Origin of the sequence: Streptomyces sp. F63 (assembly GCF_018070345.1) — a bacterium.
Taxonomy (GTDB): domain Bacteria; phylum Actinomycetota; class Actinomycetes; order Streptomycetales; family Streptomycetaceae; genus Streptomyces.
In genome coordinates, this window is the sequence record NZ_JAGPXX010000025.1 from 76964 (window position 1) to 92659 (window position 15696).

The 15696-nt window shown below is 75.8% G+C and carries 14 protein-coding genes; 5 read left to right on the forward strand and 9 right to left on the reverse strand.

Going from position 1 to position 15696, the window contains the following annotated elements:
• Positions 1–186 precede the first annotated feature (186 nt).
• From KBZ10_RS22010 to KBZ10_RS22020, 3 genes are all read left to right on the forward strand, one after another.
• Positions 187–1698: a bifunctional phosphatase PAP2/diacylglycerol kinase family protein gene (locus KBZ10_RS22010; protein ID WP_210989406.1), complete on the forward strand. Its 1512-nt coding sequence runs from the start codon at positions 187–189 to the stop codon at positions 1696–1698.
• A gap of 267 nt (positions 1699–1965) precedes the next feature.
• Complete coding sequence (locus KBZ10_RS22015; RefSeq protein WP_210989407.1) at positions 1966–2877, forward strand: methyltransferase domain-containing protein; 912 nt, start codon at positions 1966–1968, stop codon at positions 2875–2877.
• An 11-nt stretch (positions 2878–2888) separates the two neighbouring features.
• Positions 2889–3245: a VOC family protein gene (locus KBZ10_RS22020; RefSeq protein WP_210989408.1), complete on the forward strand. Its 357-nt coding sequence runs from the start codon at positions 2889–2891 to the stop codon at positions 3243–3245.
• An 84-nt stretch (positions 3246–3329) separates the two neighbouring features.
• Here the strand turns inward: KBZ10_RS22020 and KBZ10_RS22025 are convergent, their stop codons facing one another.
• The 8 genes from KBZ10_RS22025 to KBZ10_RS22060 form a co-directional block, all read right to left on the reverse strand.
• The gene (locus KBZ10_RS22025) at positions 3330–4244 is read right to left on the reverse strand and encodes an NADP-dependent oxidoreductase (protein ID WP_210989409.1); all 915 of its coding nucleotides are present in this window, start codon (positions 4242–4244) and stop codon (positions 3330–3332) included.
• A gap of 186 nt (positions 4245–4430) precedes the next feature.
• Positions 4431–5327, reverse strand: coding sequence for an arginase family protein (locus KBZ10_RS22030; protein ID WP_210989410.1), 897 nt, complete (start codon positions 5325–5327; stop codon positions 4431–4433).
• A gap of 100 nt (positions 5328–5427) precedes the next feature.
• Positions 5428–5967: a GNAT family N-acetyltransferase gene (locus tag KBZ10_RS22035; RefSeq protein WP_210989411.1), complete on the reverse strand. Its 540-nt coding sequence runs from the start codon at positions 5965–5967 to the stop codon at positions 5428–5430.
• Between the two features lie 50 nt (positions 5968–6017).
• Positions 6018–6827 (reverse strand): 4'-phosphopantetheinyl transferase superfamily protein, encoded by an 810-nt coding sequence (locus KBZ10_RS22040; protein WP_210989412.1) that lies wholly within the window; start codon positions 6825–6827, stop codon positions 6018–6020.
• 208 nt (positions 6828–7035) lie between these two features.
• Entirely contained in the window at positions 7036–9105 is a 2070-nt protein-coding gene (locus KBZ10_RS22045; protein WP_210989413.1) for a prolyl oligopeptidase family serine peptidase, read from the reverse strand.
• 334 nt (positions 9106–9439) lie between these two features.
• Positions 9440–10969: a M20/M25/M40 family metallo-hydrolase gene (locus tag KBZ10_RS22050; RefSeq protein WP_210989414.1), complete on the reverse strand. Its 1530-nt coding sequence runs from the start codon at positions 10967–10969 to the stop codon at positions 9440–9442.
• Positions 10962–11798 (reverse strand): M55 family metallopeptidase, encoded by an 837-nt coding sequence (locus KBZ10_RS22055; RefSeq protein WP_210989415.1) that lies wholly within the window; start codon positions 11796–11798, stop codon positions 10962–10964. The genes KBZ10_RS22050 and KBZ10_RS22055 overlap by 8 nt, the downstream gene beginning before the upstream one ends.
• A 299-nt stretch (positions 11799–12097) precedes the next feature.
• Positions 12098–12541, reverse strand: a complete 444-nt coding sequence (locus KBZ10_RS22060) for an SRPBCC family protein (protein WP_210989416.1) — start codon at positions 12539–12541, stop codon at positions 12098–12100.
• Between the two features lie 156 nt (positions 12542–12697).
• Between KBZ10_RS22060 and KBZ10_RS22065 the strand changes: the two genes are divergently transcribed.
• Together KBZ10_RS22065 and KBZ10_RS22070 are read left to right on the forward strand one after the other, a co-directional pair.
• Positions 12698–13729, forward strand: a complete 1032-nt coding sequence (locus KBZ10_RS22065; protein WP_210989417.1) for an Rv2578c family radical SAM protein — start codon at positions 12698–12700, stop codon at positions 13727–13729.
• 104 nt (positions 13730–13833) lie between these two features.
• The gene (locus KBZ10_RS22070) at positions 13834–14670 is read left to right on the forward strand and encodes a peptidoglycan-binding protein (protein ID WP_307847554.1); all 837 of its coding nucleotides are present in this window, start codon (positions 13834–13836) and stop codon (positions 14668–14670) included.
• Between the two features lie 72 nt (positions 14671–14742).
• On the opposite strand, the gene KBZ10_RS22075 is transcribed toward KBZ10_RS22070, so the two are convergent.
• Positions 14743–15423 (reverse strand): HEAT repeat domain-containing protein, encoded by a 681-nt coding sequence (locus KBZ10_RS22075; protein ID WP_210989418.1) that lies wholly within the window; start codon positions 15421–15423, stop codon positions 14743–14745.
• Between the last annotated feature and the right edge of the window lie 273 nt (positions 15424–15696).

Genomic DNA, 15696 nt, shown 5'->3' on the forward strand with positions numbered 1-15696 from the left:
GGACGCCGGGGAAGCCGGTTCCGGGCACAGGCCCCGGCGCCCGGGACCCCGCGCTCGCGCGTCCCCGAGACACGTCCCAGGAGACCCGGCGCCGCCGGCCCCACCGGGCAGGGCGTCCGTCCGCCGGCCCCGCTCCCCCCGCCGCCGGAGGCGGTGCCGCGCCCGGCAGCGGGTATGCGTGTCTCCATGACGGAAGACACGAGGGGCCACTGGCACCGATGGCTCAGCGAAGGCGACCGGGCCGTGTTCGCCCGGGTGGCCGCACACCACTGGCCCACCGGGGACCGGTTTCTGCCGCGCCTCACCCACAGCGCCAACCACGGCCGGCTGTGGTTCGGCCTGGCCGCCGGGCTGTGGGCGTTCGGCGGCGCCCGGGGGCGGCGCGCGGCCGCCCGGGGCGTGGCCTCGCTGGCGCTCGCCTCGGCCACCGTGAACACCCTGGGCAAGCGGTCGGTGCGCCGAGACCGCCCGATCATCGACGCCGTGCCGCACCTCCGCCGCGCCAAGCGGCAGCCGACCACCACCTCCTTCCCCTCCGGGCACTCGGCCTCCGCCGCGGCCTTCGCCGTGGGCGTGGCCCTGGAGTCCCGGCCGTGGGGCACGCTGCTGGCGCCGGTCGCCGCCGCCGTCGCCTTCTCCCGGATCTACACCGGGGTGCACTACCCGAGCGATGTCGTCGCGGGCGCCGCCCTCGGCGCCGGCGCGGCCTACGCCGTCCGGGGCCTGGTGCCCTCCCGGCACCAGTTGCCACCCCCCGCCCGCCCGCGCGCCGACGCGCCCGCGCTGCCCGCCGGCGAGGGCCTGTTCGTCGTCGTCAACCCGCTCTCCGGCGCCCTGCCCCACCGGGCGGACCCGGCACGGCAGGTGCGGTCGGCGCTGCCGAAGGCGGAGATCGTGCGCCACGACCCCGATCGGGCCCCGCTGACGAGCGTGCTGGACACCGCGGCGCGCGACGCCGCCGAACGGGGCGGCGCGCTCGGCGTCATCGGCGGCGACGGCACGGTCAGCGCGGCCGCGACGGTCGCGCTCCAGTACGGGGTGCCGCTCGCCGTCCTCCCCGGCGGCACCTTCAACCACTTCGCGTCCGACCTCGGGGTGGAGGAGATCCAGGACGCCTGCGCCGCCGTGGCGCGCGGCGAGGCCGTCCGGGTGGACGTGGGCCGGCTGACGCCGAGCGACGGCCCCGGGGTGCTGCGCGAACCCACCTACTTCCTCAACACGTTCAGCCTCGGCTCGTACCCGGAGCTGGTGCGGCTGCGCGGGCACTGGTCGCCGCGGATCGGCGGCCCGGCCGCGACCCTGCTCGGCGTGGCGCACGTCCTGCGCACCTCCCGCCCGGTGAGGGCCGTGGTCAACGGCGTGCCGCGCTCGATGTGGCTGCTGTTCGCGGGCAATGGCGCCTACCGCAGCGTGGGGCTGGCCCCGGTCCGCCGCTACGACCTGGCGGACGGGCTGCTCGACGTCCGGGTGGCGCACGGCGGCCGGTTCGCCCGCACCCGGCTCGTCGCCGCGGCGCTCACGGGGGCGCTGGCCCGGTCCCCCGTCTACGCCGCCGCGCGTCCGCGCCGGCTGCGGGTCTCGGGGGTGCCGACCGGCACCCACATGGCGTACGACGGCGAGGTGGCGCCCGCTCCCCCGGCCTTCGTCATCGACAAGGCGGAGGAGGCGCTGACCGTCTACCGGCCGGTCCCGGACTGAGGGCTCACCGGCGGCCGGGCCTTCCGGCACCCCGGCTCCACGGCTCTCGCCCTCGCCTCGCCGCCTCCCCGCCTCCCCGCCTCCGCGCCTCCGCGTCTCCGCGCCTCCCCGTCTCCGCGCCTCCGCACCTCCCCGTCTCCGCGCGTCCAACCCCGGGCCCCGGGCCCGCGCTTCACCACCCAACCACATGATGAGACGCCGTTCTCGTTATACGAGACGCCGGTCTAGACTGCGGCTCCCCGCACGCCTCGACCGGAAGGGGCCGCCATGCCCGACCGCACCGACGTACGAGACGAACCGGCCGCGCGGGCCGGAACGAGCGAAGCCCCGGTGGACCCGCGGCACCCGGGGAATCCGGGGCGCCCGGAGGCCGGAGCCGCCGTCTACACCCACGGCCACCACGAGTCGGTGCTCCGCTCGCACACCTGGCGGACCGCCGCCAACTCCGCCGCCTATCTGCTGGGCGAACTCCGCCCCGGCATGACCGTCCTGGACGTCGGCTGCGGGCCCGGCACCATCACCGCCGATCTGGCCCGGCTGGTCGCCCCCGGCCGGGCCACCGGGATCGACGCGGCCCCGGGCATCCTCGGCCGGGCCCGGTCGGTGGCCGCCGAACGCGGCCTGGACACGGTCGGGTTCACCGTGGCCGACGTCTCGGCTCTCCCCTTCCCCGACGGCTCCTTCGACGTCGTCCACGCCCACCAGGTCCTCCAGCACGTCGGCGACCCGGTCGGCGCCCTGCGCGAGATGCGCCGCGTCTGCCGGCCCGGCGGTGTGGTCGCCGCCCGCGACTCCGACTACGCGGCCATGACCTGGTATCCGGGCTCCCCGGACCTCGACGCCTGGCTGGACCTCTACCGCCGGGTCGCCCGCGGCAACGGCGGTGAACCGGACGCCGGACGGCGGCTGCTCTCCTGGGCGCGGCGGGCCGGCTTCACCGGCGTCACGGCCTCCGCCTCCACCTGGTGTTACGCCACCGAGGAGGAACGCGCCTGGTGGAGCGGCCTGTGGGCGGACCGCACCGTGGACTCGGCCTACGCGCGTCTCGCGGTGGACGGCGGCCACGCCGGGGAGGAGGAGCTGCGCCGGATCGCCGCCGCCTGGCGGGAGTGGGGTGCGAGCCCGGACGGCTGGTTCGCCGTCCTGCACGGCGAGATCCTCTGCCGCGCCGTCAACTAGGCTCAACGGTCATGGACATCCTGGGTACTTCACTCCGTGTCTGCGTGGACGACCTGGACGCCGCCGTCGGCGTCTACGAGCGGCTGACCGGCGAACGGGCGGTGCGCTCCCGGCGCGGCGGCGTGTCCGTCGCGGCGGTGGGCGCGTTTCTGCTGATGAGCGGGGACGAGGCCGAGCTCGAACTGCTGCGCAAGGTCACCGCCACCATCGCGGTGAAGGACGTGGACGAGGCACACCGCACGCTCATCGAGGTGGGCGCACGCATCCTCGCGGGACCGCTGCCCGCCCCCGGGCGGAATCTGCTGGCCCTCCACCCGGACGGCTCGATCTTCGAGTACGTCGACGGCGGTGTGCCCGGGGCCCGGTGACACCCGTGCCGCGGCGGCCCGGAGACCCCGGCCGCCGCGGCGGGGCGCTCGGGCACCCGGCCCCGGGCTCGGGGCACGGGGACGTCAGACCGTCAGGACGATCTTGCCGCGGGTGCGTCCCTCCTGGCTGAGCCGGAACGCCTCCGCGACCTGCTCCAGCGGCAGCTCCCGGTCCACATGGACGGTGAGCTTCCCGGCGTCGGCCAGTTCACCGAGCGCGGTGAGATCGGCCGTGTCGGGCCGCACGAAGACGTAGCGGCCGCCGGACCCGGCGACCCCCGGGTCCACGACGGACACCACGCGCGCGGCCGACGTCGCCAGGTCCAGGGAGGCCGGGATCGCGTCGCCGCCCACGAAGTCGAGCGCCACGTCGACGCCCTCCGGGGCCAGCTCCCGCACCCGGTCCACCAGACTGTCGCCGTAGGTCACGGGCTCGGCGCCGAGCGACCGCAGATAGTCGTGGTTGCGCTCACTGGCGGTACCGATGACCCGCGCGCCCCGCGCGACCGCGATCTGCACCGCGAACGATCCCACCCCGCCGGCCGCCGCGTGCACCAGCACGGTGTCGCCCTTGCCCGCCCCGGCGGCGCGCAGCGACTGGTAGGCGGTGAGCCCGGCCAGCGGGAGCCCGGCCGCCTGCTCCCAGCTGAGGGCGGCGGGCTTGCGGGCCAGGGTGCGGACGGGGGCGGCGACGAGTTCGGCATAGGTCCCGAACTGCGCGACGTCCTGCCGGTTGTAGCCGATCACCTCGTCGCCCGGGGCGAACTCGGTGATCGCCGGTCCGGTGCGTTCCACGACACCGGCCACGTCCCAGCCGGGGATCAGCGGGAAGTTGGTCTGCAGGACCGGGTCGAGATAACCGGCGGTGACCTTCCAGTCCACGGGGTTGACCCCGGCGGCCTTGACCCGGATCAGCACGCTGTCCGGGCCGACCTTGGGATCGGGGGCTTCGGTGAGCTTCGGCGTCTCGCCGTACGAGTTGATTGTCACTGCCTTCATACCGGCTCCAACGAGGCTGAGGCGGGCGGGAATTCCCGGCCGCGGGCTTGATCACGTCACCGGGCGTTCCCGGTGACGTCCGGGCGGGGCCCGGAGCGGGCCGGGCCGGCGGGTGACCTGCCGTGGGCGGGGCCGCCGGCGGCCGTCCGTTGCGGGGCCCGCCCGCCGGTGCGCCGGTGCGCCCGGTCACGGCTGGGCGAGGACCGACTCCAGCAAGCCGGCGAGCAGCTCCGCGCCGGTGCCCTCGGGGTCGAGATCGGGATCGTAGATGGTGACGTTGAGCCCGGCGCAGCGCGGGGAGCGCACCAGGGGCCGCAGCACGTCGTGGGCCTCCGCCACGGTGAGGCCGTCCGGGTCGGGGCTGTCCACGGCGGGCATGACGGACGGGTCGAGCACATCCGCGTCGAAGTGCACCCAGAAACCGTTCAGGGTGTGGGCTTCCAGGCTCTCCAGGCAGTGGTGCGCCACCTCGCCGGCCCCCCGGTGCCGGACCTCCCCCACGCTGACGGCGGGGATCTTCAGCTCGTCCAGTTCGGCGCGCTCCTCGTCGTAGTCGCGGATGCCGATGAGCCGCACGTCCTCGTCCCGCACGTAGGGACGCAGCCCTTCGAGGTCGGTCAGGTCCGGCTGCCCGCGCCCGGTGGACAGGGCCAGTTCCTCGCCGCCGGCCGCCCCGACCCGGGTGGAGTTGCCGGGGTGGCGGAAGTCGGAGCTGCCGTCGAGCACGGCCACGCCGTAGCGGCCGATGCGGCGCAGGGCGAGCGCGGCGCCGAGCTGGATGCTGCAGTCACCGCCGAGGACCACGGGGAAGTTCCCGGCCCGCACGTGCTGCTCGATGCGGTCCGCCAGCCGCGGGGTGTACGCGGCGATGGCGGCGGCGTTGAAGACGCCGTCCCCGTCCCGCCACGGACCCCGGTCGTAGCGGGGCGGCACCACCACCCCGCCCTCGTGGGCGCCGAGCCGCTCCAGCAGCCGCTGCTCGCGCAGGGCGCCCGCCAGTTTGCAGCAGCCGGGCACCGTACCGGGGACCGGTGGGCGCAGGCCGAGATTGGACGGGGCGTCGATCAGCACAGTGCGGCGCATGTCCTCACTCTGGCACGACATGCGCCGGGGCAGGAGGTCTTGCTCGGCGGATCGGAGCATCCGGCCGGCCCGGGTTTCCGGCCGGCCGTGCGCCCGGGGGTCAGTTCCGCGTCATCTCGGTGGTGATGGCCCAGCGCTCGTGGTCGCGCCAGGCGCCGTTGATGAAGAGGAAGTCCGGGGAGAGCCCTTCCCGGCGGAAGCCGAGCCGGCGCACGAGCCGCAGCGACGGTTCGTTGCCCGGCTGCACGTTCGCCTCGATCCGGTGCAGCCCGAGTTCGCCGAAGGCGTGGCGCAGCAGGAGCCGCAGGCCCTCGGCCATCAGTCCGCGCCCGGCGGCGTGGACGAAGGCCCCGTAGCCCAGCGCACCGGACTGGAAGGCGCCGCGGACGATGTTGTTGACGGCGGCCCCGCCGGCGATGTCGCCGGTCTTCCGCTCGCAGATGACGAATCCCTCCCGGTCGGGCTCGTCGAAGCGCTGCCGGTAGGCGGTGAAGTCCTCGGGCCGGGCCGGAAGGGCGACCCAGGGGTGGTGGAACTCGGCGCTCTCCCGTGCCCGTGCCGTGAACTCCGCCATGTCCTCTTCGAGAAGGTGCCGCAGCCCCACGCGGGGCCCGGTCAGAAGGTACGCGTCATCGCACACCTCGCCATCGTAGGTCGGCGGCGGCCCGCCCCGCCCGGCGGGAGGGGCGGTCAGCCGCCGGGAGGCGTCTCCCGGCGGACCGCGCAGGCTGCGGCGTATCCGTGGACGGCGGGTACGTCGCTCAGCGTCCACCCGGTGAGCCGCGCCGGTGACGGGCCCGCGCCGACGAAGGTCGCCGCCGGATCCTCCGACAGTCCGGTGCCGGTGCCCTTGAGATACGCCTCCTTCCGCGTCCAGCAGCGGGCGAAGGCGGCGGGACGCCGGGCAGCGGGCAGCGCGGCCAGTTCGGCGCGTTCGTCCGGGTGCAGGGCCGGGGTCACCTGCGCCACCGTCCGCTGCGCCGGGATCTCCTCCACATCGGCGCCCACCGGCACGGAGGCGAACGCCAGCAGCACCAGGTCCCCGGCGTGGGAGAGCGAGAAGTGCAGCGGGGTCCCCGGTACGGCGGGGCGCCCGTGCGGTCCCCCGCACCCGGGGCACGGTTCACGCGTCAGCTCCACCGACGCCGGCCCGGTGGCCAGATAGCCGCCGAGGAGCCGGCGCAGCGCCAGATGCGCGACCTGGTAGCGGTCGCGGTCGGCGGTGCGCAGGAAGGCGTCGGCGCGCCGGCGTTCCTCCGCGTCGAGCACGGCGCGCTCCGCCTCCGCGTACGCGGCGTGCTCCGGTACGCGCACGAACCACAGCGCGGTACCGCCGGCCGCGGCCCACGGCCGGCCGGGGGACCATCCCGCCAGGTCCAGCCAGCGGGGGGAGGCCGGCCCCGGGAGCCCGGTGCGCCCGGGCTCCCGCCCCCTGTGCCGCGGTGCCGGGCCGGCCCGGTGCCGCCCGGAGACATCGTCCGCCGTCGAGTGCGGTGCCATGCGGTTCCCCCCTGCCGTGCGCGGTCCCGGCCGCCGCGGCCGCGCTCTGTCCTCGCCACTGCCGTCCAGCCGCCGGTCCGGAACGTCCGTGGCCGGCGGTGCTCGTGCCCGGGGACGCCCCGAGCTGCCGGGGCCGCTCCTTCCGGGCCTCACCGACCGTACCGGCCGGCGCGGTCGGCTGTGGCGGCCCCGGGCCGGGCCCCGCCGCTCAATCCGAGCGCAGTTCCAGTGCCGGCACGTCCGGTGCCGCGATATTGAACACCTGGGTGTACAGCGCCAGTTCGGCCTCCAGGGCGCGGGTGACGGTGTCACTGCGGCGGAAGCCGTGGCCCTCGCCCTCGAAGGTGACGCAGGCGTGCGGAACACCGTGCTTCGCGACGGCCCGCCGGAATCTCTCGCTCTGGGCCGGCGGGCAGATGACGTCGTCCAGGCCCTGCAGGATCAGAAAGGGCGCGGTGATCCGGCCGGCGCGGCGGAGCGGGGACCGGACGCGATAGCGGTCGGGGTGCTCGGCGAGGGCACCGACCAGCCCGTCGAGGTAGTGGGATTCGAAGTCGTGGGTGCCGCCCTCGGCCCAGCTCTCCAGGTCGAGCACCGGGTAGATGAGCGTGCCGCAGGCGTAGAGACCGGTGCCGGCGAGGGAGGCGGCGGCCGTCCAGCCGCCGGCGCTGCCGCCGCGGATGGCGAGCCGGGCCCGGTCGGCGGTGCCCTCGGCGGCGAGGGTCTCGGCGACGGCGGCGCAGTCCTCCACGTCGACGATGCCCCACTGGCCGCGCAGCCGGTCGCGGTACGCCCGGCCGTATCCGGTGGAGCCGCCGTAGTTGACCTCGGCCACACCGAAGCCGCGGGAGGTGAAGTAGGCGATGTCCAGGTCGAGGACGAGGGGGGCGCGGCTGGTGGGCCCGCCGTGCGCCCACACGACGAAGGGCGGGAGTTCGTCACCCGGCGCGGTGTGGTCGGGGTTGTAGGGCGGATAGATGTGCGCGTGGATCTCCCGGCCCTCGGGGCCGGTGAAGGTGCGGATCTGCGGTTCGGGGTAGTAGGCGGGATCGACCGGGTCGCGGTGCTCCGCACCGATGACCCGGGCGTGTCCGGTGGCGGTGTCCAGCTCCACGACCTCGTACGCGCTGCGCGGGCTGGCGGCCACTCCGACGACCCGGGTGTCCTGCACGGCCAGGGCCGGGTCCCACTCCGACCAGGGGCCGGGGGCGTCGTAGAGGTCACCGCTCTCCGGGTCGAGGACTCCGAGGGAGGCGGCGCCGACGCCGTGCACCACGGCGATCAGGCCGGTGGGCAGCGGGGCGAACCAGCAGCTGCCGATCTTCCACAGCGGGCCGCCGAACTCCTCCTCGCGCGGGCAGAGGGAGGTGACGGTCACCTCACCGCCCGGCGAGCCCGCGGCGCTGTCCCCGAGGCCCGCGGCGGGCCCGGGGCCGTCCGGGGCCGGCGGGCCGATCCCCGGGCCGGTGAGGCGGTAGAGGTTCCACCAGCCGCTGCGGTCGGAGACGGCGAGCAGCGCCCCGTCGGGCGCCCACTCGGCCTGCGGGACGGACTCCGCGGGACCGCCGAGCACGGTGCGCGCCCGTTCGAAGGCGCCGTCCGGCGCCACCTCCGCGACCCGCAGTTCGGTGCGGTCCCAGGGCATGTCCGGATGGTTCCAGGCGATCCAGGCCACGCGGCCCCCGTCGGGGGACAGCCGGGGACCGGTGACGAAGCGGTGGCTGTCGCCGCCGAGTTCGCGGACGGCCGCGCGGTCCTCCGCCGCCGAGCCGTCCAGCGGTACCGCGGCGATGACGCGCCGTACGTCGCCGGGGGCCTCACCGGTGTACTCCTCCAGCACGCACCACACCTCGCCGCGGTCCGGGTGCAGCCGGGGGTCGGCCCAGCGCAGTCCGCCGCCGATCGCCGAGAGCGGGGTCAGCGGACGCGGCGCGGGAGCTCCCGGGGCGTCGGGCTCGTAGGCGTAGAGCCGCTGGTCGGTGAAGTGCACGAAGACGATCAGCGGGCCGCCCGGCCGCCGGACGGTTCCGGCCCAGGGCGCGCCGCCGTACTCCATGACGCGGCTGCGGACGTTCCACGGGGCGGGGAGGACCGCTTCCTCGGTGCCGTCGGGCCGGCGGCGGACGAGGGTGCGGCGGCCGCCCTCGGCCGGACGGGGCGCGGTCCACCACACCTCGTCGCCCACGGTGCCGGGATACTCCGGCCGCCCGCCGTGGACCGCCGCGAGTCCGGCATCGATCGGTGACTGCCATGCGCCGTACGGGCCCGTGGACACCATTTCCCAACGCCTCCTGCGTGCTGTCCTCAGCTCAACTCACCGGGCCGGTCGGGCCCGGAGCCGCCGGTCGGCCAGGGGCCCCGGCCCGCTCATCCGCCGTGAGCGGCTTCCCGCGAACACCTCCGGTGCGCCCCGTCCGCCGGCCGCACACCCGGGCCGGCGCACGGGCCTTCCGAACGGTCCGCCGCTCCGCTCCCTCCATCCGCCCCCGCTGTTGCCTCACCCCTTCACCACGGCGCGGTCGTTCAACCCACCCGGCCGCGGAATCCGCCGCCGGCCGGCGGCACGGCGGCCTTCCGGTGCCCTGCTCCCGCCGCCCGGGCGGTGCGGCCGCTCACCCCGGTACCCCGGCCGGCCCGGAGGATTCCGCGGCACCGGCGCCCGGGGCCGCCCGTCCCGGGTTCCGCAGCAGGAACCGGTCCAGGACCCGGACACCGAAGTGCAGGGCGTCCACGGGCACGCGCTCGTCGACCCCGTGGAAGAGGGCCGCGTAGTCCAGGCCCTCGGGCAGCCTCAGCGGCGAGAAACCGTAGCCGGTGATCCCGAGCCGGGAGAACTGCTTGGCGTCCGTACCGCCCGACATGCAGTACGGCACGGCCCGGCCGCCCGGGTCGAACAGCTCGACGGCCTCCCTCATGGCGCGGAAGGTCGGTGAGTCGACCGGTGCCCCGAGCGGGATCTCCCGGTGGTGGAATGTCCAGTCGACGCCGGGACCGGTCAGCCGGTCGAGGGTCTCCCGGAACTCCTCCTCTCCGCCGGGCACGATCCGGCCGTCCACGAAGGCGGTGGCGCCGCCCGGGATGACGTTGACCTTGTAACCGGCGCTCAGCATGGTCGGGTTGGCGCTGTTGCGGATGGTCGCCTCGACCAGTGCGGCGGCCCGCCCCAGCCGCTCCAGCAGCGGGCCTGGGTCGAACCCCGGGGCGTCCAGGTCGAGTTCGGGCGCGTCCGCCGGGATGCCGTGGAGCGCGGCGAGTTCTCCGAGGGCGGCCCGCACGGTCGGGGTGATCCGCAGCGGCCAGGAGTGCTCGCCGATGCGGCCGACGGCCGCGGCCAGCCGGGTGACGGCATTGTCGCGGTTGACCTTGGAGCCGTGTCCGGCCCTGCCGCGCGCGGTGAGTTCCAGCCAGGCGGTGCCGCGCTCACCCGCCGCGATCGGGTAGAGCCGCAGGCCGGAGTCGGCGTGGAAGGTGAAGGCCCCCGACTCGCCGACGCCTTCGGTGCAGCCCTCGAACAGCTCCGGGTACGCGCCGGCGAGAAAGCCGGAGCCGTACTCCGCGCTGTCCTCCTCGTCGGCGGTGAAGGCCAGGACGAGGTCGCGGCGCGGGCGGTGGCCGGTCCGCGCCCAGGAGCGCACCAGCGCGAGAATCATCGCGTCCGTGTTCTTCATGTCGACGGCGCCCCGTCCCCAGACGACGCCGTCCCGGATCTCGCCGGAGAAGGGGTGCACCGTCCAGTCGGCGGGCTCCGCGGGCACCACGTCCAGGTGGCCGTGGACCAGCAGCGCCTCCGCCTCCGGGTCGCTGCCCGCGAGCCGGGCGACCACGTTCGTCCGGCCCGGTGCCTTCTCCAGCAGCACCGGCTCCAGCCCCGCCTCGGCGAGCCGCTCGGCGACGTACTCGGCCGCGGGGCGCTCGCAGCCGTCGCCGCGCCCGCGGTTGGTGGTGTCGATGCGGATCAGGTCGGAGGTGAAGGCCACCACCTCCTCCAGCGCCCGCTCGTCCACCCCACCGGCCGGCGGCTCCGGCTGCGGAGGCCCCACCGCCCCCTCACCGGCCGGGGCCGCCGCGCCGGGAGGTGCCGGTTCGTCCGCCGCCCGGCCGGAGGCCCGTGCCGCCGTGCCGGGGACCGCTGTGTCAGCCATACTGCTCCTCCACCGCTGCCGAGACGACGGTCGTGACCGCCTTGAAGCAGCGGATTCCCTCGTACATGGTGTCGCTGGTGTAGGCGGCCCGGCGCTCGCCGGTGCGCTCCACCCCGGGCACGACGGTCGCCGCGCCCACCAGATGCTCCGCGTCGAATTCCAGCTCGACGGTGAACGGACCGGCGTCCCGGGCCGGTTCGTGCCGTATCGCGAGCACGGCCGCCTCGTGCGCGGCGGCTCTGATGTCCGCGGCCGTACGGGCGGGCGGGCGGCAGACCGCGGCGTAGCGCGAGACGCAGTCCTTGACGGCCACGGAGCGGGCCCCGGGGGCGTATCCCCGGGCATCCTCGCAGGTGCGGTCGTCGCCGGTGACCAGCACCACGGGTGTGCCGAACTCCGCCACCACACGCGAGTTGAGCAGGCCCTCGCTCGCCCGGACCCCGTTGAGCCAGACCCCGGTGAGGGAGTTGGCGAGGTAGGTGTGCGCGAGGACGCCCTCCGCGCCCGCGCCGGTGTGGTAGCCGACGAAGGCGACTCCGTCCACATCTCCCCGCTGCACACCCTCCACCATGCTCAGTTCCTTGTGCCGGCCGGTGAGCATCACCGCGCGCTCGTCGAGCCGCTCCAGGAGGAGGTTGCGCATGGTCCAGTGCGCCTCGTTGACGAGGACCTCGTCCGCTCCGCCGTCGAAGAATCCGGCCACGGCCGCGTTGACGTCCGAGGTGAACATCCGGCGGCAGCGCTGCCACTGGTCGTGCCCCGGCAGGACGTCGGCGGGCCAGGTGACGCCCGTCGCGCCTTCCATATCGGCGGAGATGAGGATCTTCATGCCCGAAACCGTACGCGGTGCCGAACGGCCCTGCCAGGCCTGTGGATAACTCCCCGTCACCCCGGCGCGGACCGCCCGGCGGCCACGTGCGCCACCCCGGCGAAACCGCCCGCATCGCTCCGGCAAACTCACTCGATCGAGTGAGATCGCGCGGCGGTCCGGACCTGTACCCGCCCCCACGGCCTCCGTGCGCGCACCTGCCGTCCGGGCCGGCCCTTCCCCCCGCCCTTCGGTCCCGCGGGCCTGCGCCCCTCCGCCCTCCGCCCTGCTCGCCTGCCTGCCTGCCTGCCTGCCTGCCGCTACTTCTCCACCTCGGCCGCGAGCCGCGCCAGTACGGCGTCGTAGATCCTGCCGAGCCCCTTGGGCGCGAAGGTCCTCTCGAAGAAGCCGCCGACGCCGCCCGCGCCGTTCCAGACGGTGGTCACCCGCACGGTTGACTTCCCCTCACCGGCCGGGGTCACCGTCCAGGTGGTCACCATCGAGGAGTTGCGGTCCTTCTCGGCCAGCTGCCCGGCGGTCGGCTCGGAGACCTCCAGCAGGCAGTCCCGGACGCGCTTGCTGGTGGCCTGCAGCCTCCAGTGCACCAGCGTGCCCGCGCCCCGGCCGCCCTCGCGCACCTCGTACTCGCTGAACTGCTCGGGCAGCAGCCGGGCGCGGGTTCCGGAGTAGTCCGCGAGCGCCTCGAACACCGCCTCGGGTGCCGCCGCGATGATCCGCTCCGTCGTGGCCTCGACCTGCGCCATGCCCGTCCTCCAGTCGGTCGCCGGCCCGCTCGGCCGGTCGTCTTCCGCACAGCCAACCACCGGCGGCGGACACGCCCAAATCGGCCCCGCCTGGCGTCATTCGAAAACTTGTTCTAAATTGAGGGGACGGGTACGAACGGAAGGAGCGTGGACCACATGCGCTGGGACGGCCTGAGCCACGACGACTCCTCCGGAGCCCCCGCCCTCTTCGGCACCGACGCGGTCACACGGACCTTCGACACCCCCGAGTTCCGGGACATCACCTTCCACGAGATCCGGGCCCGCTCGATCCTCAACCGGGTGCCCGGCGCCTCCCGGATGCCGTTCGAATGGACGCTCAACCCGTACCGCGGCTGCACCCACGCCTGCGTCTACTGCTTCGCCCGCAAGACGCACAGCTACCTCGACCTCGACACCGGCCTCGGCTTCGACTCGCAGATCGTCGTCAAGGTCAACGCCCCCGAGCTGCTCCGCCGTCAGCTCGCCTCCCGGCGCTGGCAGGGCGAACACATCGCGATGGGCACCAATGTCGACTGTTACCAGCGCGCGGAGGGCCGCTACCGGCTCATGCCCGGCATCCTCACCGCGCTGCGCGACCACGCCAACCCGTTCTCGATCCTCACCAAGGGCACGCTGATCCTCCGCGACCTGGAGCTGCTGCGGCAGGCGGCCGAGGTGACGGACGTCGGCACCTCCGTCTCCGTCGGCTTCACCGACCGCGAGCTGTGGCGGACCGTCGAGCCCGGCACCCCCTCCCCCGAACGCCGGCTGGAGGTCTGCCGCACCCTCACCGCCAACGGCATCCCCTGCTCCGTGCTGATGGCACCCGTCCTCCCCTACCTCAGCGACTCCCCGGAGCAGCTGCGGGAGACCGTGCGCGCCATCGCCGCGGCGGGCGCCGGATCGGTGACCCCACTGGTGCTCCATCTGCGGCCCGGCGCCCGCGAATGGTTCTCGGAGTGGCTCGCCCGGCACCACCCCCGCCTGGTGCGGCGCTATGAGGTGCTGTACGCGAACGGCGCCTACGCGCCCACCTGGTACCAGCGCCGGATCACCCGGCGGGTGCACGAACTGGCGGACGAGTACGGCATCGGCCCCTCCCGCTCCGGCGCCGCCCGCCGTATCCGGCAGCCCGGGCCCGCCGCCCCGCCCCCGGCCCCCGGTCCCACCCAGCTCACCTTCCTCTGACCGCTTCCCCGCTCCCCCAGTCCCCTGCTCCCCCGCGCGCCGGCCACGCCGCCGGGCTGCGGCCGCGGCCGCAGCCGCGACCGGGGATGAGTCTCCCGGGGCCCGTGTCCGTACCCCAGGGCGACGGCGTGGCGGGCGGCGGAAACGGAGCGAGGGAGGCCGGCGTGGACAGCGGTGACGGGTTCGGGCAGCGGCGGCGCCGGGTGGTCGAGCCGACCAGAGTCATCAGTTCGCGGCGCAGCAGCCGCCTGGAGGACCTGGAACTCTTCCGCCCGGAGCCTCCGGCGGGCGCACCCTCCGGATCCTCGGCCGCAGGCGCGGCGGAGGACCCGCCGACCGAGCAGCTCCCGGGAACCCCGCTGCCCGGGACCGGCGCGGAACCGCAGGGGCCCGGCGGCCCCGCGGCACCGAGCGGTGTCCCGGAGGACCGGGAGGACATGCCGCCCCGGGTCCTGCCCGGTCTGTTCCCCCCGATGTCCGGCGCGGCGCGGCGGCCGCGCCGCAGCAGCGCCGGACGGCGCGGCCCCTCCCGTGCGGCCGGCTTCCTCGCCGCCGGCGGCGGCGCGGCGGTCCTGGCGGTCCTGGCGGTCCTGCTGCTCACGCAGGGCGGGGCCGGGACGGCACCGGGGACCGCCGCTCCCCCGGCCCCCGCCCCCTCGGGCGCCCCCGCCGAACCCACGGCGATACCGCAGCCCCCCACCGAGGCGGATCCGGAGGCCGGCGGCGTGCTCGAACCGGGGGACAGCGGGCCGGCGGTCTCCGACCTCCAGGACCGGCTCTCGAAGATCCCCAACGTCTACACCGAGCGCGGGGCCGACGGCCAGTACGACGACGTGCTCACCGAGGCCGTGGCCCGCTTCCAGCTCTGGTACGGCATCCGCGGCGACGAGGAGGGGGTGTACGGCGATGACACCCGCCGCGATCTGGAGTCCCGCACGTGAGCCCGGTCCTTGAGCCGGGCGTCCGTGCCCGGCGTCCGGGCCCGGCGTCCGGCTCCCGCCGGGCGGAAGGGCTCAGGGCTTGCCCGCCGGACCCGTCCTGGTCAGCCGCCCCAGTGCCGCGGAGGCCGCGGGTGCGAGCCGTGGGTGCTCCCGGGCCGCGTTCAGCACGGGGATCGCCCGCCGGTCGCCGAGCACCGCCAGTCCTTCGACGCAGGCCATGGCGATCTGCCCGTACCCGGCCGGCCCGCCGCGCCGGGAAGAGCCGACCAGCCGTTCCAGGGTGGTGATCAGGGCCGGCACGGACTCGGGGGCCCGCAGTGCCGTCAGCAGCCGCACCGGGTGCAGGGCGTAGGCGGTGCGCAGCGGGTTGGTGGCCAGTGCCGCGGCGGCCCGGGCGGTCCGGGGGTCGCCGAGGCGGGCGAGGGCGTGGGCGGCGGCGGCGCAGCGGCCGGGGTCTCGGTGGTTGAGCAGCAGGACGAGGGTTTCGAAGGCGCGGCGGTCGCCGCGGCAGCCGAGGGTGAAGGCGGCCAGTTCCCGGGCCCACAGGGGTTCTCCGGGGCGGGTGAGGACGGCGGCCAGTTCGTCCAGCGCGGCGGGCCCGCCTCCGCCGGCCAGGGTCTTGCGGGCGAGTGCGGCGAGGGTGCCGCAGGCCGCGGTCTCCCCGGCCCCGGCCGCTTCGCGGCTCACCCGTTCCAGCAGCGTGCCGAGCGCGGCCCGGTCCTCGCGTCCCGCCGTATGGCCTCCGGCCGACATTCCCTTCCCCCTCCTCACCGCGACGCCGGACGCCCCGGCGCCGGCCCGTCCCCGCGCGGGCGCGGCTCCCGGCACCGGCGGGTTTAACGTCTCTACCCGGCCGGGGCCCCGAGGTCACTTCCGGGCCGGGCCGGCTTCCGCGCAGCGCCGCACGGACCTCCCGCCGGCGGACCACCCGCCCCGGGGGCCCCGCCCGCCCCTCTGCTCCGGCCCCCCTGCTCCGGCTCCCCGGCCGCGGGCTCCCGGCGTTCCGCCCGTTCCGCCGTCCCGGCC

What these genes read in the sequence shown, in the direction of transcription:
- KBZ10_RS22010 (WP_210989406.1), top strand. Translation starts at nt 187, where the DNA reads ATGACGGAAGACACGAGGGGCCACTGGCACCGATGGCTCAGCGAAGGC.
- KBZ10_RS22040 (WP_210989412.1), bottom strand. Translation starts at nt 6,827, where the DNA reads ATGGCACCGCACTCGACGGCGGACGATGTCTCCGGGCGGCACCGGGCC.
- KBZ10_RS22060 (WP_210989416.1), bottom strand. Translation starts at nt 12,541, where the DNA reads ATGGCGCAGGTCGAGGCCACGACGGAGCGGATCATCGCGGCGGCACCC.
- KBZ10_RS22025 (WP_210989409.1), bottom strand. Translation starts at nt 4,244, where the DNA reads ATGAAGGCAGTGACAATCAACTCGTACGGCGAGACGCCGAAGCTCACC.
- KBZ10_RS22030 (WP_210989410.1), bottom strand. Translation starts at nt 5,327, where the DNA reads ATGCGCCGCACTGTGCTGATCGACGCCCCGTCCAATCTCGGCCTGCGC.
- KBZ10_RS22015 (WP_210989407.1), top strand. Translation starts at nt 1,966, where the DNA reads ATGCCCGACCGCACCGACGTACGAGACGAACCGGCCGCGCGGGCCGGA.
- KBZ10_RS22050 (WP_210989414.1), bottom strand. Translation starts at nt 10,969, where the DNA reads ATGGCTGACACAGCGGTCCCCGGCACGGCGGCACGGGCCTCCGGCCGG.
- KBZ10_RS22065 (WP_210989417.1), top strand. Translation starts at nt 12,698, where the DNA reads ATGCGCTGGGACGGCCTGAGCCACGACGACTCCTCCGGAGCCCCCGCC.
- KBZ10_RS22020 (WP_210989408.1), top strand. Translation starts at nt 2,889, where the DNA reads ATGGACATCCTGGGTACTTCACTCCGTGTCTGCGTGGACGACCTGGAC.
- KBZ10_RS22075 (WP_210989418.1), bottom strand. Translation starts at nt 15,423, where the DNA reads ATGTCGGCCGGAGGCCATACGGCGGGACGCGAGGACCGGGCCGCGCTC.
- KBZ10_RS22045 (WP_210989413.1), bottom strand. Translation starts at nt 9,105, where the DNA reads ATGGTGTCCACGGGCCCGTACGGCGCATGGCAGTCACCGATCGATGCC.
- KBZ10_RS22055 (WP_210989415.1), bottom strand. Translation starts at nt 11,798, where the DNA reads ATGAAGATCCTCATCTCCGCCGATATGGAAGGCGCGACGGGCGTCACC.